Source organism: Paraburkholderia sp. D1E, assembly GCF_052682275.1.
The window spans coordinates 1,797,385-1,822,765 of the sequence record NZ_JBQYMB010000001.1 but is presented as its reverse complement, the minus strand read 5'-3'; the positions used below and the strand labels follow the sequence as shown (position 1 = coordinate 1,822,765).

22 protein-coding genes and 3 pseudogenes are annotated in these 25,381 nt (G+C 60.1%); 6 read left to right on the top strand and 19 right to left on the bottom strand.

What is annotated here, in order from left to right:
• Positions 1 to 75: 75 nt before the first annotated feature.
• The gene (locus ACUN0E_RS08315; protein ID WP_445566245.1) at positions 76 to 1,254 is read right to left on the bottom strand and encodes a helix-turn-helix transcriptional regulator; all 1,179 of its coding nucleotides are present in this window, start codon (positions 1,252 to 1,254) and stop codon (positions 76 to 78) included.
• A gap of 291 nt (positions 1,255 to 1,545) precedes the next feature.
• Here ACUN0E_RS08315 and ACUN0E_RS08310 point away from each other — a divergent pair, with 291 nt between their 5' ends.
• Both ACUN0E_RS08310 and ACUN0E_RS08305 read left to right on the top strand, forming a co-directional pair.
• Positions 1,546 to 2,889, top strand: coding sequence for a UbiD family decarboxylase (locus ACUN0E_RS08310; protein WP_445566244.1), 1,344 nt, complete (start codon positions 1,546 to 1,548; stop codon positions 2,887 to 2,889).
• Positions 2,889 to 3,494, top strand: coding sequence for a UbiX family flavin prenyltransferase (locus ACUN0E_RS08305; protein ID WP_445570402.1), 606 nt, complete (start codon positions 2,889 to 2,891; stop codon positions 3,492 to 3,494). The genes ACUN0E_RS08310 and ACUN0E_RS08305 overlap by 1 nt, the downstream gene beginning before the upstream one ends.
• A gap of 132 nt (positions 3,495 to 3,626) precedes the next feature.
• Here ACUN0E_RS08305 and ACUN0E_RS08300 read toward each other — a convergent pair whose 3' ends face one another.
• From ACUN0E_RS08300 to ACUN0E_RS08275, 6 genes and pseudogenes are all read right to left on the bottom strand, one after another.
• Positions 3,627 to 4,541, bottom strand: coding sequence for an ABC transporter permease (locus tag ACUN0E_RS08300; RefSeq protein ID WP_408520894.1), 915 nt, complete (start codon positions 4,539 to 4,541; stop codon positions 3,627 to 3,629).
• Positions 4,538 to 5,319: pseudogene (locus ACUN0E_RS08295) on the bottom strand (ABC transporter ATP-binding protein). The gene ACUN0E_RS08300 and the pseudogene ACUN0E_RS08295 overlap by 4 nt, the downstream one beginning before the upstream one ends.
• A 50-nt stretch (positions 5,320 to 5,369) precedes the next feature.
• Entirely contained in the window at positions 5,370 to 6,425 is a 1,056-nt protein-coding gene (locus ACUN0E_RS08290) for an ABC transporter substrate-binding protein (RefSeq protein WP_445566243.1), read from the bottom strand.
• Between the two features lie 112 nt (positions 6,426 to 6,537).
• On the bottom strand, positions 6,538 to 8,028 hold the full coding sequence (locus tag ACUN0E_RS08285) for a protoporphyrinogen/coproporphyrinogen oxidase (RefSeq protein WP_408520897.1): 1,491 nt from the start codon (positions 8,026 to 8,028) through the stop codon (positions 6,538 to 6,540).
• Between the two features lie 31 nt (positions 8,029 to 8,059).
• Positions 8,060 to 9,826 (bottom strand): thiamine pyrophosphate-dependent enzyme, encoded by a 1,767-nt coding sequence (locus tag ACUN0E_RS08280; protein WP_445566242.1) that lies wholly within the window; start codon positions 9,824 to 9,826, stop codon positions 8,060 to 8,062.
• Between the two features lie 124 nt (positions 9,827 to 9,950).
• The gene (locus ACUN0E_RS08275; protein WP_408520899.1) at positions 9,951 to 11,102 is read right to left on the bottom strand and encodes a porin; all 1,152 of its coding nucleotides are present in this window, start codon (positions 11,100 to 11,102) and stop codon (positions 9,951 to 9,953) included.
• Between the two features lie 393 nt (positions 11,103 to 11,495).
• Here ACUN0E_RS08275 and ACUN0E_RS08270 point away from each other — a divergent pair, with 393 nt between their 5' ends.
• Together ACUN0E_RS08270 and ACUN0E_RS08265 are read left to right on the top strand one after the other, a co-directional pair.
• A complete protein-coding gene (locus tag ACUN0E_RS08270; RefSeq protein ID WP_408520900.1) occupies positions 11,496 to 12,536 on the top strand; it encodes an ABC transporter substrate-binding protein in 1,041 nt (346 codons plus the stop codon).
• A 26-nt stretch (positions 12,537 to 12,562) separates the two neighbouring features.
• The gene (locus tag ACUN0E_RS08265) at positions 12,563 to 13,318 is read left to right on the top strand and encodes an aspartate/glutamate racemase family protein (RefSeq protein ID WP_445566241.1); all 756 of its coding nucleotides are present in this window, start codon (positions 12,563 to 12,565) and stop codon (positions 13,316 to 13,318) included.
• 102 nt (positions 13,319 to 13,420) lie between these two features.
• On the opposite strand, the pseudogene ACUN0E_RS08260 reads toward ACUN0E_RS08265, so the two are convergent.
• The 5 genes and pseudogenes from ACUN0E_RS08260 to ACUN0E_RS08240 all read right to left on the bottom strand — a co-directional run.
• Positions 13,421 to 13,546 (bottom strand): annotated as a pseudogene (locus ACUN0E_RS08260) (ABC transporter substrate-binding protein); the annotation flags it as partial.
• 73 nt (positions 13,547 to 13,619) lie between these two features.
• Positions 13,620 to 14,483, bottom strand: a pseudogene (locus tag ACUN0E_RS08255) (amidase family protein); the annotation flags it as partial.
• 2 nt (positions 14,484 to 14,485) lie between these two features.
• Positions 14,486 to 14,872 (bottom strand): cupin, encoded by a 387-nt coding sequence (locus tag ACUN0E_RS08250; RefSeq protein ID WP_408520902.1) that lies wholly within the window; start codon positions 14,870 to 14,872, stop codon positions 14,486 to 14,488.
• A 41-nt stretch (positions 14,873 to 14,913) separates the two neighbouring features.
• Entirely contained in the window at positions 14,914 to 16,392 is a 1,479-nt protein-coding gene (locus tag ACUN0E_RS08245) for a 4-hydroxyphenylacetate 3-hydroxylase family protein (RefSeq protein ID WP_445566240.1), read from the bottom strand.
• 32 nt (positions 16,393 to 16,424) lie between these two features.
• Positions 16,425 to 16,955, bottom strand: coding sequence for a flavin reductase family protein (locus ACUN0E_RS08240; RefSeq protein WP_408520904.1), 531 nt, complete (start codon positions 16,953 to 16,955; stop codon positions 16,425 to 16,427).
• A gap of 276 nt (positions 16,956 to 17,231) precedes the next feature.
• On the opposite strand from ACUN0E_RS08240, the gene ACUN0E_RS08235 reads away from it, so the two are divergent.
• Positions 17,232 to 18,455: an IscS subfamily cysteine desulfurase gene (locus ACUN0E_RS08235; RefSeq protein WP_445566239.1), complete on the top strand. Its 1,224-nt coding sequence runs from the start codon at positions 17,232 to 17,234 to the stop codon at positions 18,453 to 18,455.
• 65 nt (positions 18,456 to 18,520) lie between these two features.
• Here ACUN0E_RS08235 and ACUN0E_RS08230 read toward each other — a convergent pair whose 3' ends face one another.
• Complete coding sequence (locus ACUN0E_RS08230; RefSeq protein WP_445566238.1) at positions 18,521 to 19,063, bottom strand: MarR family winged helix-turn-helix transcriptional regulator; 543 nt, start codon at positions 19,061 to 19,063, stop codon at positions 18,521 to 18,523.
• A gap of 124 nt (positions 19,064 to 19,187) precedes the next feature.
• On the opposite strand from ACUN0E_RS08230, the gene ACUN0E_RS08225 reads away from it, so the two are divergent.
• Positions 19,188 to 19,778 (top strand): hypothetical protein, encoded by a 591-nt coding sequence (locus ACUN0E_RS08225; protein WP_408520907.1) that lies wholly within the window; start codon positions 19,188 to 19,190, stop codon positions 19,776 to 19,778.
• 17 nt (positions 19,779 to 19,795) lie between these two features.
• Here ACUN0E_RS08225 and ACUN0E_RS08220 read toward each other — a convergent pair whose 3' ends face one another.
• The 6 genes from ACUN0E_RS08220 to ACUN0E_RS08195 form a co-directional block, all read right to left on the bottom strand.
• The gene (locus ACUN0E_RS08220; protein WP_408520921.1) at positions 19,796 to 20,050 is read right to left on the bottom strand and encodes a hypothetical protein; all 255 of its coding nucleotides are present in this window, start codon (positions 20,048 to 20,050) and stop codon (positions 19,796 to 19,798) included.
• Positions 20,051 to 20,194: 144 nt separating this feature from the next.
• Positions 20,195 to 21,208 (bottom strand): zinc-binding dehydrogenase, encoded by a 1,014-nt coding sequence (locus ACUN0E_RS08215; protein ID WP_408520908.1) that lies wholly within the window; start codon positions 21,206 to 21,208, stop codon positions 20,195 to 20,197.
• 117 nt (positions 21,209 to 21,325) lie between these two features.
• Positions 21,326 to 21,838 carry a VOC family protein gene (locus ACUN0E_RS08210; protein WP_445566237.1) on the bottom strand — a complete coding sequence of 171 codons (513 nt, stop codon included), beginning with the start codon at positions 21,836 to 21,838 and terminating at the stop codon, positions 21,326 to 21,328.
• Between the two features lie 82 nt (positions 21,839 to 21,920).
• A complete protein-coding gene (locus tag ACUN0E_RS08205; RefSeq protein ID WP_408520910.1) occupies positions 21,921 to 22,862 on the bottom strand; it encodes a substrate-binding domain-containing protein in 942 nt (313 codons plus the stop codon).
• 24 nt (positions 22,863 to 22,886) lie between these two features.
• Complete coding sequence (locus ACUN0E_RS08200; RefSeq protein WP_408520911.1) at positions 22,887 to 23,879, bottom strand: ABC transporter permease; 993 nt, start codon at positions 23,877 to 23,879, stop codon at positions 22,887 to 22,889.
• A gap of 2 nt (positions 23,880 to 23,881) precedes the next feature.
• Entirely contained in the window at positions 23,882 to 25,360 is a 1,479-nt protein-coding gene (locus tag ACUN0E_RS08195) for a sugar ABC transporter ATP-binding protein (RefSeq protein WP_408520912.1), read from the bottom strand.
• Positions 25,361 to 25,381: the final 21 nt, after the last annotated feature.

Sequence of the window (25,381 nt, the reverse complement as noted above, 5' to 3'; positions counted from 1 at the left end):
ATCACACGTATGCTTGCGCGATCCTGCCGATTTCCTAAATCAAAGTGCGTCGCTCCAATACCGCGCGCGGCCGCTTCACCATTTTGCCGAAGTCGGGCCGGCCGGATGGGTGTCGGCGGACGCGTCGGCATTGCCTTGGCTTGCCGCGCTTTTCGACGCACTCGACGGTGCAACCCGCTCAATGGTGCTCGCCGCGTTCGCGGCCGCCGCAGGCTGATGCGTGACAGGACTCGCAAGGCGGCGCGCATCCTTCGGCGCAAAGCCGAAATATTCCCTGAATGCAGCGGTAAAACTGGTTTGATGCTGATAGCCTGCCGCAAGCGCAACCTGTCCGACCGGCAAGCGTTCGTCGACCAGCAGATGCAGCGCATGATTCATCCGCCAACGATGTCCATATTCGAAGATCGTCATCCCGTAGAGGAATTTGAAACCGCGCTTGAGCTTGGATGCATTCGTGCCTACTGCGCGCGCGAGTTCGGGGATCGTCGGTGCGAGACGCAAATCGGCGACGATCATTTCACGTGCGGCTTCGATCAGACGCAGATCGCGTGCGGACAGCGTTTCGTTCGGTTTATCGACATTCAGATGCGCAAGCCACATTTCGATGCACGCGCACAGAATCTCCGTGCATTTGCCTTCCAGATACAGCATCTGCCGCGCGCCGCGATACGGCGATGCGAGCAGTTGCTCGGCGATCTGCAAGGCTTCGACGCTGAATGGCATCTGCCGGTTATAGATCTGATCGTGTTCGACGGAGGCCAGTTCGGCACAAATCCGGTCGGCCTCGCCGCCTAGCGAGCGCACCAGCCGGTCGAAATAGCGCTGCGTCACATACATGCCGACCGATTGCCACGGACCCGGCCCGCATGTCACCTGATAGCGCACATCGCTGCCCTGGCTGCACACAAGCAGATTCGGCGCGTTCACATGCAGATGTCCGGTATCGGAGAAGTCGACACTCGCCGGTCCCGACAGCGAGAAATGAAACTCGACGAACGACTCCGGCAACACGCTCTCCGAACGGCTATGCGCGTAGTTGCAATCAGACACGACAAGGAAGATTTCATCGCGAATGCTGGCCATCTTCCACGAGCCCTCTTCCGCATCGCCCGGCACCGGCACCACGGCGCCATAAAGACCGAATTCAGGCAGGCTCACACAATCCGGCCGCGTGCGAAGCCGGTCAAACGCCTCGGTGAGGCGCGCTTGCGGACCGGCAAGCGACGTGCGAAAGAGGCCAGGGGCACAGGTCATATCAGACGCTCCAGACGGTCTGGCGCGGAGTGACGCCAAAAACCTATTATCAAGTGGCCAAAAAAACCGCCCTGTCGCATATTTGACACGATTCAACCATCGACGCACAAAAAACCGCTTTGCCTAGAACGGTGTGCCGATCGCCGAAGCCCGTGCGCGAATCGACCGGTTATAAATAGCCTGGACGCGGCGCGCGTGCGGATTCGATCCGTGCCCCCGACTATCGGCCCGGCTCCACGCTCGTCATCCCGAATGAATCCGTCCCCGACTTCGCATGAGAGACCTTGCACGATGAGACATTACCTTTCCCGGCTGCGCGCACGCGGTGAACTATTGAGCGTCACGCGTGAAGTCGACCCGCGCTATGAACTGGCCGCGGTCGCACGCCGGTTGCAGCAGGAAACGACTAAGCCCGTGCTGTTCGAAAACGTTCGCGGCAGCACCATGCCTGTTCTGCTGAACCTGTACACCGACCATGACCGGCTGCGCGAAATCATTCGCTGCAATCCGGACGAAACCTTTTGCGCGCGGCTGGACCGCGAAATCACGCTAGCCGCAACGCTCGATACGCCGACCGAAACCGTAGCGCATCCAGCCGACTGGATCACCGGCAAACTCTCCGATCTGCCAATCCCCACCTATCATGAACGCGACGGTGCGCCGTACATTACCGCCGGCGTGTTTCTTGCGAAGGACCCGGACACTGGCCGCAGCAATCTGTCGTTTCATCGCTCGATGGTCGTATCCGACGACGAACTGCGTATCCGTCTTGGGAGCAGTCATGATCTCGCACGATTTCAGGCGCGCGCGGAAGCGCGCGGCGAGGCGCTCGAAGCGGTAATACTGATCGGCCCGGCGCCGGAAATTTTTATGAGCGCATGCGTGTCTCTACCGCCCGACGGCGATGAAATGTCGTTGGCCGCGACAATGCGCGGTGGCCCGATCGCGATGCGGCGCGCGCTGACCGTCGATCTCGATGTGCCGCTGTCGGCTGAGATCGTGATCGAAGGCCGCATTCTCCCAAATGTGCGTCGCCCCGAAGGTCCATTCGGCGAGTTCATGGGCTATTACGTCGAAGTCGGTGACAACCACGTTTTCGAAGTGACGCACGTGGGTTGGCGCCAGGGCGCGGTGTTTCAGGGCTTGATTTGTGGTTCCGACGAAGATTTGCGCCCGCTCGAAGCCGCGACCGCCGCTCGCATCTACAAGAACGTCGCGAGCCAGGTGCGCGGCGTGCTCGACGTCAGTTGCCAGCCGACTGTGATGAATACGATCATCAAGATCGACAAGCAATACGACGGTCACGCGCAGCACGCCTTGCTTGCCGCGCTCGGTTCTCATCTGGACTACAACAAGCTGGTTATAGTCGTCGATAAGGACGTCGATATCTACAACCTCGACGAGGTGATCTGGGCATTTCTCACCCGCGGGCGCGCCGATACGCGGACGATGGTGCTGCACGACGTGCCCGGCTTCTATCGCGATCCGCACAAGGACCATTGGGGTCGTCTTGCAATCGATGCTACCAAGCCGTGGGGCCGCGAAGCCGAATTCGAACGCAAGAAGATTCCGGGGTTAGACAGTATCGTACTGGGTGATTATCTTCCGCAATTCGACAAGCACGCCACATCATGATGCGCGCCGACACACCGACGCAGCCAAAGCTCGTGGTCGCGATTACTGGCGCCACAGGTGCAATCTACGGCGTCCGTCTGCTGGTTGCGCTGCGTGCCTGCGGCGCGGAAACGCATCTGGTGGTGTCACGGGCCGGCTGGCTGACATTGCAGGACGAGATGGGACTCGACCGGGCGGCATTGCGTGACGTAGCGAGCGTGTATCACGATCAGAATGAGGTGGGCGCGAGTATCGCGAGCGGTTCGTTCCGGCACGATGGCATGGTCATCGCGCCGTGTTCGATGAAGACGCTTGCGGCCGTCGCGCACGGTCTCGACGATAACCTGATTTCACGGGCCGCCGACGTGACGCTGAAGGAGCGCCGCAAGCTCGTGATGCTCGCACGCGAGACACCGTTGACGCTTGCGCATCTGCGCAACATGACGCTGGTCACGGAGATGGGCGCGATCGTGATGCCGCCGTTGCCGGCGTTCTACGCAAAACCCGACTGCATCGAGACGATGGTCGGTTACACGGTGCAACGCGTACTCGACCAGCTTGGACTGAACCGCGACGATGCTTATCGGCGCTGGGCGGGACTTGGCGCATCGCGCGTGACCTCATGACCTCATCGTCAATGCAAAAAATCCGCGTCTTGAACACGCGGATTTTTTTTCACGGAAACATCGCACAAAACACAAAAGGCGCGGGTCTTTCAACCCGGGCCTTGTGAATTCCCGGACTGCGCGAACTGGAATTCAGGCAGTCGCCGTGCCCACTTTCTTGCGGCCCACCGACGCGCGCTTCTTGCGCGCCGCCATTGAGAGCAGCGTCAACAACACGAACAGTGCGGTCACCAGTTTCAGATCCGACGGCTGGAAGCCAATCGCCAGAACAGCTGAAATCAGCTGGAAGTAGATGATCGAGCCGAGCACCGGGGCAATCACCTGACGCGTCATCGAACGATTGCCAATCACCGCTTCGCCCAGCAGCAGCGCAGCAAGTCCATTCACCAGCACGCCGAAGCCCATGTTGACATCGGCAAAACCCTGGTTCTGTGCCAGCATGGCGCCGCCCAGCGCGGCGAACAGGTTCGCAAGCCCGAGACCGAGCAGCGTATAGACCTTCACGTTGATGCCCTGCGCTTTTGCCATCGACGGACTTGAACCGATGGCGCGCATCGCGAGACCATGTTGCGTACCCAGGAACCAAAGCACGCACGCGCCGATCGCGATATCGATCACGGCCAGCATCAGAATGCGCGGCAGATAACCACCGCCGTCCTCCGGCAGCCACGAGAAAATGCTCGGGAATGCAAACAGCGCCGAATTCGGCTGCCCCATCACGCGAATATTGACCGAGTACAGCATCGACAGGACCAGAATCCCGCACAGCAGCGTATTGATCTTCGCTTTCTCGTGGATGTAGCCCGTCACCACGCCCGCAACGAAGCCCGCCAACGCGCCGCCCAGCAGTGCCATCACCGGATTCAGACCGACCATCAGCAGTTTCGCGCACACGCACGCGCCAAATGGAAATGCGCCTTCGCCCGTCATGTCCGAAAAATTCAGAATCCGGAAAGGAATCATGATTGCAATCGCAATGAGCGCGTAGGTCAGCCCTTGCATCATGCCCACCGGCACGAGATCGATAAAACCGCTCAGTAGATTCATGCGTTCACCGTTAATGATATCGGCGGCTCTTCGTTGAAGGTCGCCATCAGTTTCTCCATCGTCATCGTGCGCTTCGCCTCGCCGGTCAGATCGCCGACGATCCGGCCGTCGCGCATCATCACCAGACGGTTGCCGTAGTCAAGTGCGTGCTGCATGTTGTGTGTCACCATCAGCGTCGTCAGATTCGCTTCGCGCACTACCTGCTCCGTCACGCGCATGACGATCGCGGCGGTACGCGGATCGAGCGCCGCGGTGTGCTCGTCGAGCAACAGCAGGTGCGGACGCTGCAACACCGCCATTAGCAATGACAGCGCCTGCCGCTGACCACCCGACAGCAAGGACGTCTTCGCCTTCAGCCGCTTTCCAATCCCAGATCGAACGATGCGAGGCGGTCGTGAAATTCCTTCGACTGCGCACGCGTGATGCCCAACCCGAAACCGCGCTTCAGGCCACGCATGTTCGCGACTGCAAGGTTTTCCTCGAGGCTCAACGCGGCTGCCGTGCCGATCGCCGGGTCCTGAAACACCCGTGCGATATGCTTCGCGCGCTTATGGGTCGGCAACGACGTGATGTCGTCGCCGTCGATCGCGATTACGCCGGTATCCGGCGTCACTTCGCCGGCGAGCATGTTCAGGAACGTCGATTTGCCTGCGCCGTTGCCGCCGACGACAACGGCGAAATCGCCGGCGGCGAGTTTCAACGACACATCGGTCAGTGCGATGCGCTCGTCGACGGTGCCCGCATGAAAGGTCTTGCTGACTTTCTCGACCGACAGCATCGCAATGTGTTTCTCGCGCATGGTCGTGACCTTGGCCTGCCGTTGGCCGCTTAATTGATGAAGCATTTGCAGTCCTCGAAGCGCTTGGGAATCATCAGCCCCAGCTTCGCGAACTGGGTTTTGCTCAACGACGTCACGTAGTCCGTCGGCGCGGGTTTTAAAACTGGCACAGCGGACGTGTGCTCGCCCTTCAGCACGCGCACGGCCTGTTTCGCCGCATTCGCGCCGACCGATTCCAGAGACACTGCATATGACGCGGTCGCCATGCCCTTCTTGATTGCTTCCGTTTCCGAGCTCAGCACCGGCACCTTCATCCGCATCATGCTGGCAGCGACTGCGGGAATCGCGGACTGTACGAGATTCGAGCCGGTGATGTAGACGAAACCTACGCCCTTGAGCATTTGCGCGCGTTGCTCGATATCGTTGACGCTGTCGACGCTGACGGGTTTGAATTCGAGTCCGGCGCGTTTCGCGGCGTCGGAGAGTGCCTTGGTCGTCACGACGTCGTTCGCTTCGCCGGGGTTGTAGAGCGTGCCGAACGACTTCACGCCAGGGAACGCCTTCTTCGCGAAGTCGAGTACCGCGTCGAAATTCTGCAGGTCCGATGAGCCGGTGAAACGATCGCCGCCGTGCGACCAGTCAGGCACGAGCCCGGCTGCCACGGGATCGGTGACTTCGGTAAAGATGAGTGGAAGCGTGTGATCTGTTACCGCCGCCCGAGCAACCTGCGACACGGACGTTGTGACCGTGAGGATCATCGCCGGATGCTTCGACAGGATCTGCGAGAACATCTGCGACATCAGCGCCTGCGTGAAATTCGCGTCGCTGTAGACATAGTCGACATTCTTGCCGTCTACATAGCCCTCTTTCGACATCTCGTCCTTGAAACCCTGGATCGTCTTCGCTAGCGACGGATGGGGCCCAAGGCTGGCAATGCCGATCGTCGTGACGCCCGCGGTCTGTGCCGGGACCGACGGCGCGTTCAGGCTCAGCACCACCACCGCACCGCCGATCAACGCGCCGCGCAGCCTCGTCATGCGCAGCGAGGAAAACAGGGTACCGCACGGATTGGCAGAAGCTCGTAAACCCCTAGAAAATAACTTCATTGCAAGATTTCCTGTTAGCTGATTGGCATGATGACTTTGTAGCATCGATACCAACACTGAATTTATTCGCGGTCGCGCTATTGCCGTTTCGCTAAAAGTTGCGACGTTTTGCCTAGTTTTGCCCGCGCTCGGGTGTGTGATTCAGCACGCGAGCCAGAACGATCTGCGCGGCCCGCTCGCCGCTGGCGCATGCACCCGTCAGCAGCGCCTGCGAGGTCCAGTCGCCGCAATAGACAACCGGCCGATCCAGCGCGCGCGCCGGATCTTCCTGCCATTGCCAGAACGTTTGCAAACGCGCGCCATAGCCCGGCGCGAACACCGGCAGCTTGCGCGGGATCCACTGATTCACAACGCTAACCACCTGTGCGTCGAAATTGGGGATGCGCTGGCGCAGTTCGTCACGCAGTAACGCGTCGAGATCGCCGGTCAGGCCGCGGTCCATCGCTTCTTCGGCGGCTTCGGGCGTCAACTGGCAGTAGATCTGTGTCAGCGGCCGGCCTTGCACGGGCGCGGCGGGCAGTTGCTGATACGTCGCAATCCGGCTTGGCGTGCCGCGCGTCGCAAAATTCATCACCGGCGGCAGCGGCCTCGCGAAACCGTAATGCACGACCCCGAGCGCGTTGTAGCGCACACTGTCGAGCATCGCGCGCTCCGCGTCGAGCGGCGCGTCGACCAACTGCCGCGCGAGAGAGCCTTCCACCGCGCAGACGATATGATCGAAGCGCAGCACCTCACCACCGGCCAGCGTCAGCGTCATCGCCGGCTGCTGCCAGGCGCCATGGCCGGCAGCCGACGGCGCGGCAGGCGGGACGGCTCGGCTGATCGACGCGACGCGTATGCCGGTGCGCACCGTCAGTTGCGCCGCGAGTACCTCGCACACGCGGCCCATCCCACCCTTCAACGTATAAACGGTGGTCTCGCCGATCAGATGCGGCACGGTCGTCAGATAGAACAGCGCCGACAGCGTTTCCGGGTTGAAGCTGCGCGTCGCGCGGAAGACCGGTTCGACCATCCTCGCCAGCACGTTCGGGCCGATCCGTTCGCGCGTGTAGTCAGCGAGCGTCATCTGGTCGAATGCCCGGTCAACATCGAGCGCACTGATCGCCCAGTCCGGGTCCACGCGACTCTTCAGCGCACGCATCTGCAACGCATGCCGAATCATCGCGATCCGTTCGGTGACGCGCAGACCCGGCGTCGCGAGCGAGCGGAACGACGGCATCAGTTCGATCGTATGGGTGCCGCCCGGCGCGACGCATTGCGCGGTCAGATTGCGCAACGGCACGAGGATGTCGTTCAGCGACAGGTCCTCGACCAGCCGGTTGAATGCCCGGCCGAACGGATAGACGAGCCGGGCGCCGCTATTGAAGGCGATATCGCCGACCTTGCGATCGCCCATTCGCCCGCCGACGACGTTCTCGCTTTCGAATACCGTCACTTGCATGCCGGCCTGCTTCAGGCGGTATGCGGCGGTCAGCCCAGCGAGGCCGGCGCCGACCACGGCGACGCTCTGCGGTATCGAACCGGCTAGCTGCCACGGGGTGCGCGGCGCTGATAGCTGCCCGTCGCGTTGATGGACTGCGGGGTGATCTGTCGGGGAGTTCATGGGTTTCTGTGGAGAGATCGGGAAAATCGCGTCACGACAGCGGTTTGCCGACCGATGACGGCACGCGCAATTCGATCAGCTTGACGCCGGGCAGGTGCAGCGCGCGCTCGAGTGCGGGGGCGAAGCCAGCGGTGTCGGTAACGGTCGTGCCGTCGGCGCCGAACGCGCGCGCGAGCGCGGCGAAATCGATCGGCCCCAGCGCGGTCCCGGTCGAACGGCCGAACATCCGGCGTTGCGCACTGTCGATCGCGCCATACGAGCAGTTGTTGACGACGATCACTAACAGCGACACGCGCAACCTGACGGCTGTTTCGAGTTCTTCCGCGTGCATCATCAGACACCCGTCGCCGGCAATCGCAACGATTTGCCGCGGCGTGCCGGACGTCAGTGCTGCTCCGATCGCCGCCGACAGCCCGTAGCCCATGGCGCCGCTTTTCGGGCCCAGTTGCGTGCCGTAGCGGCGATGCTTCAGATAACGCTGCGGCCACACCGCATACGCACCCGCGCCAGACGTGATCAGCGCGTCGGGCTCGAGCGCGGCGTCGAGCGTGGCGTAGACCGCTCGCAGATCGAGTGGGCCTTCACACCGGCCGCTTTCGATGAACGCCAGCCGGTCGCGCCGTGCGTCATCGCGCCATTGCGCCCGCGTCTCCGCGAGCTCGGGCGCGAGCCATGCGGCATCGTCTTGCGCGGCGGTCATCTCGGACCACGACGCGACAAAGCCATTCGGCTCGCATTGGACCGCGAGGTCCGGATGATAGACGGTGTTGATTTCGTTTGCATCCGCGTGGAGATGCACGAGGCGCTGCGCATCGCGCCCCGGACGACGCGCCGGATCGAGCAGCGTGAAGCCCTTGAACGAGCCTGCGCCGACCGTATTCAGCTCGCCGAGCCGGCCGTTCAGCACGATCAGCAGATCGGCCTCGGCAATCCGTGCAGCAAGCGCGGCGTCGACCCCAAGACCGATTTCGCCGATAAAGCCCGCGTCGTCGTGATCGATCAGATCGCGGCGCCGGTACGTCGTCGCAACCGGCACCGCATGCCGCGCAGCGAGCGCAGTCAGTTCATGTAGCGCGCCGGCTTGCCAGCCCGTGCCGCCGATCAGCAGGACGGGTCTGCGCGCGAGACTCAGCATGTCGCGCAGCACAGTGAGATCCGCATTGCCGATCGCCGGGCGCGGCAGGTTCGGCAACATCGGATCGGGCACAACCGTGCGTTCCTGCGCAACGTTTTCCGGCATCACCAGCACGACAGGTCCGCGACGGCCGGTCATGGCGACATGCCACGCACGCGCCAGCATCTCACCGATCCGCGCCGGCACATCGACCACGCCGACCCACTTCGTCAACGGCCCGAACACTCGCTGAAAGTCATCCGCATTGAGCATCGCTTCGCGCCCCGACGATTCCACGCTCGCCTGACCGACGATCATGATCAGCGGGGCACTGTCAGTGTAGGCCGTGTGAATGGCGAGCGTCGTGTTCAGCGCACCTGGCGCGCGCGCCGCGAGGCAGACGCCGGGCCGGCCGCTCAACTGACCGATCGCCTGCGCGGCGTAGGCCATGCCTGCCTCGTGACGAAAGCTCGCGAGTCGAATGGACGGAGCCCGGACTGCCAGCGCATCGACCAGCTCCAGAATGCCCTCGCCGGGGATGAAGCTCACTACCGGTACGTCGAAGCCACGCAGCGCATCCGCGAGAATCTCCGCGCCATTGCGGGCAGCGGGCTGCGCTTCTTCCGCTGCGGGGCGCATCGCGTTCAAATCGACATTCGAATCCACACTCACTCCAGATTTCATTACGGAAGCTCATCGTGTGCGCCAACGGTCACCGCTCATGAACACGTGTCCCAAACGTCGGCACCGCATGACGACGCAGCGTCACGCGGTGCGGCACACCTGTGAACGGCGTTGCCAGCCCTCATTAGAACCGGTGAAAAATGCCCGCAGTAACCGCGACCTGACGCTTGCTGCCTGACGCGCCGCCGTTGCCGCTAGCGTACTCAATATTGGCATGCTGCGCGTCGCCCGCGGCGAGCTGGAAGATGCCGGTCAGATACAGCGCGGTACGCTTGGACAGGAAGTAGTTGTTGATCAGCGAAATCTGATGATATTTCGGCGAGAAATCGGTTGGTTCAACCTTACCCATCGTGTACACGTAGTCGGCCGCCATCTGATAGGCCGGCGTGAAGAAGTGGCTCGCGTTCGCTTCGATGTTGGTGTAGCTGGCCCGGCCATTCGCCAGGCCGAGTTGGGCTACACCCAGATCGTCGAACCGGCTATGCGTGACCACCATTGCGACTGAGGTGGTGCTCGTGATCGCATACGAACCGCCTGCGCCGTACAGCTCCATGCTCGACGGCGCGATCGCATAAGAAAGGGCCGGTGAATTCGCCGAAATTGAAGCGAACTGAGATGTCGTCCACAAGCCTTCGCTTGCCGCCGACGCCGGGTGATTCATTCGCATATACGCTGCCGACAGCTTGAGCGGCCCTTGCGCATAGTTCAAACCGAAGCCGACCGCGCTTTGATTGCCGAAGCTACCTGCCACCCCGCCGAAGCTGTACAGCAGGCCTGCCTGCAAGCCACGATATGATGGCGATACGTATTTGACTGCATTGTTCGTGCGGAACTGGTAGTTGAAATTGTTGTTGTCGCCGACGGTGGCCGTATAGCCATTCCACATCAACGGCGACGAATATTGCGCGAGCCAGTCCTGCGTCAGATCATACTGGCGGCCGAAGGTCAGCGTACCCCAGCTGTCATCTTGCAGGCCCACGTATGCCTGGCGGCCGAATTCCCGGCCACCCTGTGCGGCCGTACCGGTGTTGGGGTTGAAGCCGCCTTCGAGTACGAACAGGGTGCGCATGCCGGCGCCCAGGTCTTCGACGCCCCTGAAACCCCAGCGGCTCGGACCGTTCGCGGTGCCGACCGACGGTCCCTTCAGCGAGTTGTTCGAGTAGATCAGTCCTTCCATCAACACGCCGTATAGCGTGACGCTGGAACCCGAGGCGCTTTGTGCCTCTGCGACGGCTGCGATCGAAAGGAGCAACGCTGCAAGACAGATTCGTTTCATGTTAAAAGGTCCGGTTGATACGCCAATAACAGGCTGGCGAGCAGCCTCGGTTATGAAATGGGTCGCGTGCTGAAGCGGGAATGCCGCGCCAGGACGAAGACTAAAAAGCATCGACTGGGCTGGCAATCGGCTCAAAATAGTTAGAACCGATTTCCTCCATCTGAGAATCGCTTGACTAGAGCGCGCAGAAAGCGGTTTTCCAGTTGGGTGTAAACCCTCGCGAAATGGGCAATCGCAGCGAGACGCCGGAATTGATAGGCGATCGGAACTGTTTATTTTGTCGGGATGGGCAGGCGCCTCCCGGGTGAAGACAATCGGAACTCTCACGTACGGCTTATTGCGGTTGCTGTTTTACCGATCCCTTCGCCACCGCTTCTTCAAGGCAGCCTCGATATGAATCTCCAACAAAAGATTGCCCGGCACACCGGCACGCAACCGCGCCGTCTCGGCTCCGCGCTTGCCGCCATCGCCGCGATTTTAGCCAGCCTGCCGACGCTTGCCGCCGACGCACCGGCGCCGAACATCGCGACACCGCTCGTCGTCGGCATTGCAAATTTCGGCCCCCACCCGGCGTTGGCGCGCACAATCGCCGGATTCAAACAGCAGATGGAAAAAGACGGTTACGTCGAAGGCAAGACCGTCAGATACGCGTATAGCGACGCGAATTTCACGCCGAGCCTGATTCCGCAGTCGCTTGCGCAAATTCTGTCGCAACATCCGGCAGTGATCCTGACGATCACGACGCCGGTCGCGCAAGCCGCCGTGCGCAACGTCAACGACACGAGCATTCCACTCGTGTTTTCGCAGATCACCGATCCAGTCAAGGCCGGCATCGTCCCCGACTGGCAACACGGCGGCGCGCGGATCACCGGAACGTCGAGCGCGACCAATTACAACGCGGTGCTGGCGTTTGCGAAGCAGGTGTTCCCGAAGGCGAAGACCTTCGGCGTGCTCTATAACGCGGGCGAAGTGAACGACGTCGCCGCGATCGCAAGCCTGAAAGAGGCCGCCAATAAAGCCGGCCTGACAATGGTTGCCAATTCGGTCGATTCCACCGTCGATGTCCCGCAACGCACGGGCACAATGCGCGGTGTCGATTTCTTCTATGCGATAGGCTCGAACCTGGTGCAATCGTCGTTACCGGCGGTCGCGTCGGTCACGGATCGCATGCACATTCCGATTCTCAGCGCGGAGCACGAGTTGATCCGCAAGGGCGACATCATCGCGGTCGCATACGCACCCTCGTATGAATCGCAAGGCGCGCATGCCGCCGACCTCGCAGTGCAAATGCTGCACGGCACCAAGCCCGCCTCACTGCCCACCTATCGCGCGGTGCCCTCGGACTATGTGGCACTGATCAACCGTCGTAAGCTGAAGGAACTCGGCTTGCCGTTGCCAGCCGCGCTCGATCAATGCAACTGCTTCGTCAATTGAATATGGTTGATTCCGCCTCGTCTAGCATGACCACTGCGCAACAGCGCAGCCGCACGATCCACGGCGTGAGCATCGGCATCCTGATGCTGGATACGGGCTTCGAGCGCTTGCCAGGCGACATCGGGCACGGCGAAACATGGCAGTTTCCGGTGCAATACGCGCGACTGAAAGGCTTGACGGGACCGGACGTGATGGCTGCGACCTGCGGCGATCCGGTTGCAGCAGCGCCGCTGCTCGACCGTTTCGTCGAAGCGGCGAACGAACTGGCCGCGTTGGGTGTCGACGGCATCACGACCAGTTGCGGCTTTCTCGTGTCGTTCCAACAGTCGCTCACCGAGCGATGCCGGGTGCCGGTCGCGACGTCGAGCCTGCTGCAGATTCCATCGATTGCGGCACTGCTGCCAGCTCGGCAGCGCGTCGGCATTTTGACGGCGCGCGAAATGTCGCTCACCGCCACGCATCTTCATGCGGCCAACGCACCGCTCGATCTGCCGGTCGCCGGTCTGTCGGACGACAGCCGTTTTCTGCAAAACAACCTCGCCAACGCGCCTCATGTGAGCTTCGACGAACAGGCCAACGACGTGCTCGAATGCGCAGAACGTCTGCTGACGCGTCATCCGGAGGTGGGAGCGATCGTCAGCGAATGCAGCAATTTCGCCCCCTATTCCGCATTGATCGCGGAGCGTTTCGACGTGCCGGTGTTCGATATCGTGTCGATGGTCGATTGGTTTCATACAGGTCTGCGGCCGCGCCGTTATTCATCGTCAATCAGCCGCTGCTGACAGAGACGTTGTCACGGTGACTGGTCGACTTGGTAGAGTGCTGCGATGAAGACAATCACATCGCTGTACCATCGCCATCGACTTCACGAGGCTCGTCGTGAACGCATACGTGTCGTACGAGTACTGAATCGTGTACGGCGAGCAGTCTTCATTGCTTAGCCGCGTGGTTCCAGCACCGCTTGCAATGGCGATCCGATGCTTTTCCTTCGCCACGTTCGACACGGCCAGCGCGACGGAGGTGCCATGCCCACGCTTCTGCCGCCACCAGGCCTCCGTGCCGCCCCAACTCGGAGAGGGCGTTCCAGCTATCGAATTTCACTTCTTTCAGCATCGCGCCGGCCGCAGCCAGCCTTGAGAGAGCGCGCTCAAAGGTGGTGGCCACATGCGCGTCCATATCGTCGAACACCAGTTTCGTCGGCACAGCCAGCCGCAAGCCATGCATCGCAAAAGGCGGCAGCATCGCTTCAGGCTCGCCTGCCATGACCGAATCGATCGAGGCACAGCAAGCGACGCTCGGCGCCATCGATCCGACCGAGTCGTAACTGGGCGACAAGGGCACCATGCCGTCCAGTGAGATGCGGGACGCAGTGGACTTGAAGCCGACGACACCGCATAAGGCAGCGGGAATCCGGCACGACCCACCTGTGTCGGAGCCGATTGCGGCCACCGCCGTACCGTCCGCCACCGATACCGCGGCACCGGACGACGAACCGCCAGGAATGCGCGCCGCCTCGCGATCAAACGGATTCGTGGGCGTGCCGTAATGGGGATTGATACCCAGTCCCGAGTACGCGAACTCTGTCATGTGGGTTCGGCCCACGAACACCGCGCCGACGGCGCGCAACCGGGCAATCGCCACGGCATCGCGGGTCGCCGCCTGCTCCGGCAGGACGTGCGCCCCCGCCCGGGTGATCTCCCCTTGTACGTTGAAGAGATCCTTGACCGAGATAGGAATGCCAGAGAGCGGTCCTGCGACGCCATATCGACGCAGCGCATCGCTTGTCATTGCCTGGGTCGTCGCCGCTGGACTGATTCCATACGGGAAGACTCTCTGGCCCTCACCCGCATCGGCTTCGATGTTCCCGACACATGAGGCGAGGAGCGCCTGCTCGTCGAGATGGCGATTGGCAAGCTGAATGCGCAAAGCATCGATCGCAGGCAGCATGATCAGGCCGGATCGAAGTAATGAATCTCAAGCAGGACGCAGCCCTTCTCCGACTTGAACGGACCGTGGTAGGCGCCAGGCGGCCGCACCGCGTAGGTGTAGCCCTTGAACGGCGTGCCGCCGTGGCCATTCTCGTCGTTGCCAACCGTCAGGTCGCCCTCCACGAGAAACACCTCTTCCCAGTAATCGTGGACGAACGGCTTCTTCGTAAAGAGCCCGCCCGGCAGGCGCAGCAGGCGCGTGCGGCTGCCTGCTTTGTTGACGGTGTCGAGCGAGCCGGAAAGGATCAGTTCCTGCGCGCCGGAAGCCGGATCGTAGCCTTCGGGCAACTGCCAGCCCTGATCCATTCCCAGCGTGCGAAACTCGTCATGAAGTTTGTTGATTGCCATACTGTTCTCCTGTGTGAATTGGAATCGGGTGAAATCCGGAATCAGGCGGCCCGCAACGTTGTGAGCTCAGCATCGAGCGAGTAGGTCGACAACAGATCGTCGACGAGACTCGTCGCGCGTGGCCAGTCGTAGGTGCGGAAGGCGTGGCCCTTCGTCACGAACGATGCGCCCGCGTAGAAAAGTTCATATTGGTTGTGACGCGACGCGAACTCGGAGCCGACGGCATCCCATGCGAGCTTGAAGAACTTGACGCGTTCCTCCGGGCTGCAGACAGGCGACTTCTGGGTTTTCTCGATGATTCGGAGGAGGTCCGGATTCTCGAAATCGCGAATGCTCGAGGGCAGCATGATCATTCCGCCCCCCGCCAGTTCGCGCAGCGTATTGAGCACCTTCGAATACAGTTGCTGGGTCACCACCTGTGAGCCGTAAAGCATGTTGCGATCCGGCACGTAGTAGCCATTTTCGATGCGACCCTTCGCCTCCATGCCGTACACCCAGGCTTCCACCATCGACGCTTCAGAGGCGAGTTGGCCCAACGTTTCACGGACTTGCGGGAAGCTGTTGGTACCGTTGATTTCCGTGATCTTCAAGGCGAGACCGACGAGAAAGCGCAACTTGACCATCAAGCGCACCTGGCATTGGTAGTTCTGGTAGCTGTGTGCCGGCGTCGCATGGAATTGCTTCGCGCACATCGCCACGTCGCCGGCCACGAAAATGCGCTCCCACGGCACCTTGACGTCATCGAAATAGAGCACTGCGTCGTTTTCGTCGTACCGGCTCGACAGCGGATTATCGAAAACCGAAGGCGAGTTCTCCTCGTACGATTTGCGTGACATCACCTTCATGCCCGGAGCATTCATCGGCACCGCGAACGACAGCGCATACATTTCGTCGCCCTGGCGCAACGGCTGGATGCAACTGCAGAACACCTCGTTCGCCATGATGCCGCTGGTGGCAAGCATCTTCGCGCCACGCACCGTAATGCCTTCCGCGTCCTGATCGACGATACCGACGGCTAGGTATTTGTCCTCCTGTTCGTGCGCCGCTTTAGCCTGATTGGCCTGCGGATTCACAATCACATAAGTGAGGAAGAGGTCGTTATCACGGGCGTATTTGTAGTAGTCGCGCAAGGCACCGGCGCGCGCCGGATCGTACTGCTCGAACACGTCGATGCCCATATACATGCCCGAGATGCATGAAGCGACGTGGTCCGGCGAGCGGCCCATGAAGCCGTAGTGAAGCTCCGTCCATGCCTCAAGCGCGGACCGCCGCTCCACCAACTCGCCATAAGAGGTCGGCAGTTGCCAGATCTTGCTGATGCGCCGCCCCGTGTCGGGCGACGCGAAGGTCATTTTTTCAACGTTCTCCGGACGCGCCTGGAAGTCGTACAGATTGGCGTAGCTGCGAATCGAGTTGCGGAACGCGGGATGCGATGTCACATCGCCGACGGCTTGACCGTTGATATAGACCTGCCGTCCGTCGCGCAGCGACGCAATATGTTGGGTCCCGTTCTTGATCATGATGTTCTCCGGAAATTGGGTCGGATGGGTGTTCAGACAGACGGCTGATGAGCATCGTTGAGCGTGTGGTATCGGCCGCCAAAAAAGACGAGCGGACGTCCTTCCGACCGGGATTGATGTTTTTTGACGCGACCGATGAAGATGACGTGGTCTCCCCCGTCGTATTGCGCATACGGTTCGCATTCGAAAGTGGCTAATGCGTTGGGAAGCAGGACGACTTCGGGGCACTCGCTCGAGACTCCGGGCATGCCTCCCCATTTGTCGCTATTCGCCTTCGCGAATCGATTCGACATATCTTGCTGAGCTTCGTCGAGAACATTGACCGCATAGGTGCCAACGGCACTCAGGTCAGGCAAGCTCAGGTTTCGCCGGTCAACGGAAAACAGAATCAGAGGCGGATCGAGTGAGACGGAGTTGAATGACGCAACTGTGATACCGATCGGCGGCGCATTCTTTCTCGGCGCCGTGATCACGGCCACGCCTGTCGCAAACATCGACAACGCCGTCCGGAACCGACGCTGCGCGTCCGGGCTGCCGCTCGACGTCACAGTGCTATCTCCCATCTCGCTCTCCCTCTAACGCACCGCCGGCCCGGCGATGCTACAATTAATCACACAAAGCGTTGTTTATTAGCTTTGTTATTTAGCTTTTATTAAAGTCGTTTCAATAAAGCTAAACAAGCTATCCTAAACCCCGATTTGAGGTCGGCAGGGAAACGACAACCCTACTCGGCGGATGGATGTTGACGGGAATGCGGACGACTCCAAGCTAAACTGCGTCCGCTGCATCTGCCGGCATTCGCTCGATGTGAAGAGACCGGGCCCTCTGGAGTAAGAACCATGCAAACCAAACAGTCATCTCGTCCGATTTATATGGACTACAGCGCAACGACACCGGTAGATCCACGGGTCGTCGCAACCATGCTTCCGTTCCTGAACGAGAGCTTCGGCAACCCGGCGTCCCGAAGCCACAGTTACGGGTGGGAAGCGGATGACGCTGTGGAAACGGCTCGCGCACACGTTGCCGGGCTTCTTGGAGCCGACCCGCGAGAGATCGTCTGGACCTCCGGCGCGACCGAAGGCAACAATCTGGCGATTAAGGGCGCGGCCAATTTCTACAAGGGAAAAGGCCGGCATATCGTGACGGTGAAAACCGAACACAAAGCGGTACTAGACACGTGCCGCGAGCTGGAACGGCAGGATTTCGAGGTGACCTACCTGGACGTCCAGCAGGACGGCCTGCTAGACCTGGGTGCGCTGCAAGAAGCGTTGCGTCCCGACACGATTCTCGTTTCGGTCATGATGGTCAACAACGAGACCGGCGTCGTTCAACCCATCGCCGATATTGGTGCCATGTGCCGCGCCAAAGGCGTCATCTTCCATTGCGATGCCGTGCAGGCAGCCGGCAAGATTGCCATCGATGTCAATGCGCTGAATGTGGACCTTCTGACCGTGACCGCCCATAAGGTGTACGGTCCGAAAGGTATTGGTGCGCTGTATGTCCGCCGCAAGCCGCGCGTGCGGATCGAAGCACAGATGCATGGTGGTGGCCATGAGCGGGGAATGCGCTCGGGAACGCTGCCCACCCATCAGATTGTCGGGATGGGCGAAGCTTTTCGAATCGCGAAGGAAGAAATGGTGTCCGAAAGCCGCCGCGTCGAGACCTTGCGCAATCGACTGCTGGAAGGCCTGACGCAGATGAAGGAGGTTTACGTCAACGGCGACATGACGCAGCGCATTCCGCATAACCTCAACGTCAGCTTCAATTTCGTGGAAGGCGAATCCTTGATCATGGGTATCAAGGGCGTCGCGGTGTCCTCAGGATCGGCGTGCACGTCGGCGTCGCTCGAACCCTCGTATGTCTTGCGAGCGCTCGGCCGTAGCGACGAGCTGGCGCATAGCTCGATTCGCTTCACGTTGGGACGGTTCACCACGGAGGAAGAAGTGGACGAGGTGATTCGCCAGGTGCAAAGCACCGTGGCGAAACTGCGCGCGCTGAGTCCGCTGTGGGACATGCACCTTGAAGGAATCGACATCAGCGCGATTCAATGGGCTGCGCACTAACACCAAAACACGTGAAGGGACTCGCCGATCAGCGCCTTCACGTCAAACAGCGGTGGGCGAATCGCTTAGCGCTTCTCCTGCCGCGCGATCAGGTGCGAAAGATCGAGCGTGGCGCGATCGCCGTTGGCGACCAGTCGATCCACCACCGAACAGAGCACCTTGAACTCGGTTTTGGTCACCCCTTCAAACAGGACGTCGTTGATGTGCTGTTGCTTCGCGGCAAGCTCCTTGAGCAGCTTCGATCCCGCCGATGTCACCGTCAGCCGCATCTTCCGCTTGTCGTCAGGGTGGGATCGTTTGTCGATCAATCCCAATTTTTTAAGCTTTCCGGTTTCGATGGTAATGAACGCACCGCTCAAATGCAGATGGTCCGCCAACTGATTGACCGTGACGACGTCCTCGTGCGAAAGCTGAGCGATCGCGATAAGCAACGAGTACTGGATTCCCGTGAGGCCGATTAGCGTGCCGAAACCGTCACGAACCGACAGTAACCGGGCTGCAAACGGCAGCAACCCGTTGACAAGATGCCGAAACTCCGCGTCCGTGCCGTCGACCAGACAGGCAGGGTTCGTTACGGTCAGAACAACCTCCTCTTGATGCTTGGCCATGACATTTCCACTCCAAATACTGCATGCACCTTTACCTTTGAAAGGTAATTATACTTCAAAGGTGAGTGGACCCCGTTCAGGCTCAGCACCCGCCACCTCTCTCACTTCGACCTGAGACTGATACATGAAAACCTCCCCATCTTCGTCCGCCCGGTCCCTTCTCGAAGGTTACCTTCGCGCCAAGGATCTGAACCACCCGGCGTTGATATCCGAGTGCTTCTCCCCCAATGCCGAGTTGACCTTTTCGATTGCAACCGACGATATCGATTTTCCCCGTCTCGTGGTCGGCGCTCCGGCGATCGCCAAAACACTGGTGGCTGATTTCGGAGAGTGCTTCGAACGGTGCCGGACCTACTATGTCTGCACGGAACCGCAGGTGGACGAAAGTGGAGCCTGTGTGATGCCATGGCTAGTAGTCATGCGGCAGAAGGACACCGGGTTGCTGCGGATAGGAAAAGGTGTGTATCAGTGGCGTTTCGGACATGAGGCAGGAGGCGCATATGCCATCGCCAGACTGCACATCCATATTGAACGCATGGACGCCGTCCCCGATCCAGACGCGGCAAAGTTAAGCGCGCTGCAGGGATCCTTATCTTATCCGTGGCTTCCACCCGTCGCGCTGCGGGACGGCGTGGCAAACTTTATCGCAACGTGTTCGGACGCTGAATTCGCCCTGCCGTTCCAACAACCTGCCGCGTTCAACGGGGCATCTTAAAAGCCTGATTGCGCAGGTTAGGCGCTCGCGAACTGCACTGTTCGATTCAACGGGACTTGCGCACGCCCGATGGCTTTGCCAGGCGCGTGGTGATGGGGAGCGACAGTTTCGACGATCTGATCCCCGCGACTGAAGCCAGTGACGTGATTCTGGTGGCGGGCCACATGATGCGGCAGCTTGAGCAGCCCGAGAACTTGCCGATCCAGGTAGTCGATCGTTGTTGCGAAGAAAAGCAGCGCACAAATACGCCATCTATAGTTGGATTTATCCACCCGTGATCTCCAGAATCTCTGATAGACCCTGCTAAGCGTGGACTATTTAACGTGCAGGGTCAGGCGACGTGATACAGCGCCGTATCACCTCTTTTCGCCCTGATGCTGTGCGATCTGCGAACTTGTCATGGAGGTCACGCCACCTCAGTGGCGGGCGTGAAGCTGACGCCAATCGAGAACTACAAATGGTTCGTCAATACTCCGCTTCAGCAGCGCACGGTAGACTTTCTCCGGTTCATCAGGCGCTTCGATCCGCACCATCCCTTGCAACGGAATACGATCCTCGGCCAGCCATTTCATCGCCTTGCGAAAGCCGGCCATGATGCTTTGTGAACTATTGTTGTAGCCCTCCAGAAGCGCCTCCCATTTAAAACTTCGGGAGACTAACGGGAACGCCCATTCCCAGCCGCTGCGCAACTCTACGAAACCATTGAACACTGCGTTAAGCAGTTCATGAGCGGACAGTTCCGTCTGGCGCCGCCAGGGCACACCGACCAGTACGACCTCACCGTTCTGGCGTACGATGCGACAACCATCCAGAATGGCCTGCTCGTGCCCCGAACAGTCGACCACCAGTGCGACTTGACCTGCCAGTTCCGGTCGCTCGAATGGAAACGCTGCAAATGTCGAATCCAGCCCCGACTCCTGGGCCTGAGCGCGTCGTTTAGCATCGGGCTCAACGACAGTGACGTCGTAGCCGCCAATCCGGAAAATGTGCGCAGCCAGATAGCCGACCGGACCCGCTCCGCAAATCACCACGGGGTCTCCAGGCCGCGCTTTGGTCGTCATTAACGTGGTCATCGATACGCCCACGAGGCGTGCGAGCAGTGCAATCTCCGGCTTAATCCCGCTGGGTATCGCGACTGTATGGGCAACGTCGACTTGCTGGTAACTCCGGTGACTGCCCATGCAGAACAACAGATCACCGATAGACGCGCCGGAAACGTCCGCGCCACGTTCCTGAACCTCAAACACAGCGGAATAACCCGGTTTGATCGGAAAATCCTCTCCGGTCGCCCATGCCAGTTCCGTCCCGGGGCTAACGAGCGTCGCGATCGTGCGCCCACGTACCTGATTGGGAAGCAGCGCCTCCGACTGTTCACAGGGCTGCAGAACGAATTGCTCCTTCCCTGGAAAGCAGATTTCCATTTCTTGCATATGATGTCTCCCAGCGGGCCAATCAGCACCGCTATGCAGATCTTGCTACCGATTCCCGAAGATGATGACCTGAGACGCCCGTCGAACCGGATATCAGGAGCGAGACCAGAATCTGTTCTACGCGGATTGCAGTGCCCAAAGGGTCGGGCCGCCAGCCTCTTCATATCCGAGCGGGCCGTTTCGGCTTACCAGTTCGAGGTATTGCCCCCACGGAGAGCGCAGATATACCCACGTAAGACCTTTCATCGGTCCTGCGTCGATGTAAGTGGGTCCCTCCAGAACATCCACCCCCTTCTCTCTCAGGTTATCGGCTGCGGCGACGGCATCGTGGACCTGAAAAGCAAAATGGAAGCCGCCCACTTCACTGTTGCGCTTGAGTGCTGATTGCTGCGTCTCGCCTGAGTATTCGAACAGTTCGAGATTCGCACCGTTTCCGCAGCGCAACACCTTGATGTTCTCGATGCGGCAATGTTCGGGCACACCGAGGCGCCGCGCCATGAACGCGTCATCCACCACGACCGGTCCCGTTTCCATAGCAGTGACCGCACCAAAAGCCGTTTCAAAGAAGTGCACTGCTTCGTCAAGGTTAGGGACCGTAAAGCCTACATGCTCCATGCCGTAAATTTTCATCATGTATTTCCGTTTGCTGGTACCCGCGGGAAGATCGATTGATTCGCCCCTGCCGCCAAGGGCGCCGCGAAGGTGGTCATGCCTAAAACGCCGGCTGGACCGAATTCACGTTGTCTTTCGTGACACGCACGGTCGGCAGGAGGACTTTAGGGGGCACCTTTTCGCCCTTCAGGACTTTGAGCGCGATCGCCATGCCCTCGGTTCCTGCCGGCGGGTACAGCCACGTGGCTGCTTCATCACCCGCACGGATGGCATCGAACTCTTCTTTCTGCCCATCAAGTCCAACTACCTTGATCTCCTTGGACCGCCCGCTTTCCTTGATCGCCTGAATCGCACCTAGTGCCATCTCCCCGTTTGCGGCGAATACGATATCCAGCGTGCCAGGGGGGTGTGCCTGAAGAAGGTTCTGCATGACCGAATACGCTTTAGGCCTGCGGTAGTCGCCGGGCTGCGACGCAACGATCTTGATATCCGGATACTTCTTGACGACTGACACAGCTCCGCCGACCCGGTTGAGCGATGTTTCGTCACCGGGTATACCTTCGAGCACGATGAGATTGCCCTTGGGCTTGCCGTTCTTCTGGGTCAGGCTGTCGACAATGAATTGGCCCGCGTCGGCACCCAAGGCGCGGTTGTCTCCGGAGACCATGGTAATCGCGCCGGCATTTTCAATCGGCTTGCCAACGAACATGTACGGGATTCCGCGCTCTTTCAAACTCTCCAGTTCCTGTCGCAACCCTTCCGCTTTGCCCGCCTGAACCAGCAACAATTTGATGCCCTTCGACTGCATGTCCTCAATGCCGGCAATTTGCGTCGCTACATTTCCTTGTCCATCGGTGGCAAGGAGCCTGATACCAGCAGCTTTGCAAGCTGCATCGATCTGCTTACGCTGAGTTGCAAGCCACGGATGGTCCAGACTCTCCTGCGAGAGTCCGATGGTGTCCGGTGCGGCCCACGCCGCGCTCATGCCACCGAGCAACAATGTCGCCGCAGCTAACGCCAGCGCGATTTTTGAGGGTTTCATTCTGTCTCCTTTGTGTCGGGTGACCTATCGGCCCCTCGAACGACTAAGCTGAGCGTGAATCAGGACGGCAATCACGATGATGGCGCCCTTCACGATCAATTGCGTATAAGCGGGAATGTTGAGAAGGTTGAGTAGATTGTTGAGCACGCCGATCAGCAGCACACCGATAATCGTCCCGCCAATGCCGCCGGCGCCGCCCGCAAGACTTGTCCCTCCCACCACAACAGCCGCGATGGCATCAAGTTCGAGGCCTTTCCCGAGATTCGCCTCGCCGATGTTCAACTGCGCCGCCATGACGATGCCGCCCAGTCCGGCGAAAAGACCGGACAAGCAGTAAGCGATCACCCGAACCCGATCCACCGCAACACCCGAGAGGCGGGCTGCCTCAATGTTGCCGCCCACCGCATAGATATGGCGTCCGTAGCGCGTCTTCTTCAGGATCACGATGGAGGCCAGCGCCATCAGGATGAACAGAATGGCTTGCACCGGGACACCGCCGAGCCGACCACGACCAATCCATCCGAGCGAGACAGGTACGCCGATCACCGGTTGCCCATCCGAGTAGGCAAGCCCGACGCCGACAAGCGCCGTCATCATCCCGAGGGTGACAATGAACGGCTGGATGCGCCCTTTTGTCGTGATAAAGCCGTTCAGCCACCCACAAGCCAGCGCTATAGCAAGTCCGCCGGCAAGCGATGCAACCGGTCCATAAGGCTTCAGACCAGCAACGGCAAGTGTGGTCAACGCGAGGATCGAACCGACCGATAGGTCAATCCCGGCCGTCAAGATGACGAACGTCATACCCAGTGCGGTCAGCCCGACTACCGACACCTGTCTGACTACATTGAGTAGATTTTCCGGTGTTAAAAAGAACGGCGACGACAGCGCTGCCGTGACGCAAAGCAACAGAAAGATCGCCAGAATGCCGTAGCGCTGAACAAGCTCGATGCGCCGGTATGCGCTGTTCGAGAAACGCTCGCTGGAACTGACATTCGATAGTGATTCGGCAATGGCCATGATTACCTCGCAATCATTTGTAGAACGGACTCTTCGGTTGCTCCGAGCGCCATGGCCTCACCCGTGACCACGCCGTCGCGCACGCCGACGATGCGGTCGGCCATGCCGATCAATTCCGGCAATTCCGAAGAGATCAGGAGTACCGCTTTACCTGAACGTGCAATTTCATCGATGAGCTTGTAGAACTCCGTCTTCGCGCCCACGTCGACACCGCGGGTCGGCTCGTCCAGAATCAGCAGCGAAAAGGAATGCGCCATCCACTTGCCGAAAACAACCTTCTGCTGATTGCCGCCGGAAAGTGTCACGACCGACACTTCCACGCTCGAGGCCGTTACCGCCAGTTGCTTGCAGACTTTGGCAACCCGGGCCCGCTCTTTGCGGCCGTCAACAAAGCCGAACCGGCAAATGCTTTTTAGCGTGGGCAAAATGGCGTTCTCGCGAATGCTTAATCCCAGCACGAGACCTTGCGTCTTACGATCTTCAGGAACAAGCGCGATACCCGCCTCGATTGCCTGTGATGGAGATTCGGGCCGATGACTTTGGCCTCGGAGCGAAATGCGGCCACCCGTCACGTTCTCGAGGCCGAAGATGGCTCTTGCCACCTCCGTTCTACCTGCGCCGACGAGTCCGGCCAGTCCCACCACCTCGCCCGCACGAACGCTAAAAGTGACGTCACGCACACGTTGTTCGAGGCGCAGACCCTCGACCTCGAGTACGATTTCGCCGGTCGCGGCCGGCCGCTTGTCGGGAAAGCGCGTGTCGAGCTCGCGGCCAACCATGAGCTGGATCAAAGCCTCCCGACTCAGTTCGGCGACGGGCCGCGTGCATACCGACCTCCCGTCTTTCATCACCGTACAGGTGTCGCAGAGATCGAAAATTTCATCCATCCGGTGCGACACATAGATGATCGTCACGCCCTCGCTGGAGAGTTTTCTGACCACGTTATAAAGCAAGGTCATTTCGTGGTCGGACAACGTTGCCGATGGTTCGTCCATGATCAGCACACGCGCGGATATGGCCAGCGACTTCGCAATTTCCACGAGTTGCTGTTCGGCGACTGACAAAGTACCGACACGCCGGCGTACATCGATTGGCGCGCCGATCCGCTCCAGCAGCCCCTGTGCTTCCTTGCGCATGGACTTACTGTCAAGTAGCCCTTTTTCGATGCGTTCGCGCCCCAGGAAGATGTTCTCTGCAACGTTCAATCCCGGTATCAGATTGAATTCCTGATAGATCGTCGATACGCCCGCTTCGGCGGCTTCGCTCGGCGACTCCGGCGCGTAGGGCTGTCCGTCCAGCAGCAACTCGCCTTTGTCCGGTGCAACCGCGCCACTCAGGATCTTGATGAGCGTCGACTTGCCTGCCCCGTTCTCGCCGACTAATGCATGGACCGACCCTTTACCGCACGTGAAGGCGATCTGATCAAGGGCGCGGACGCCCGGGTAAGTCTTGCTGATTCCTCGTACTTCAAGGGCATTCATGGCGCACCTCTTGAGTTGACG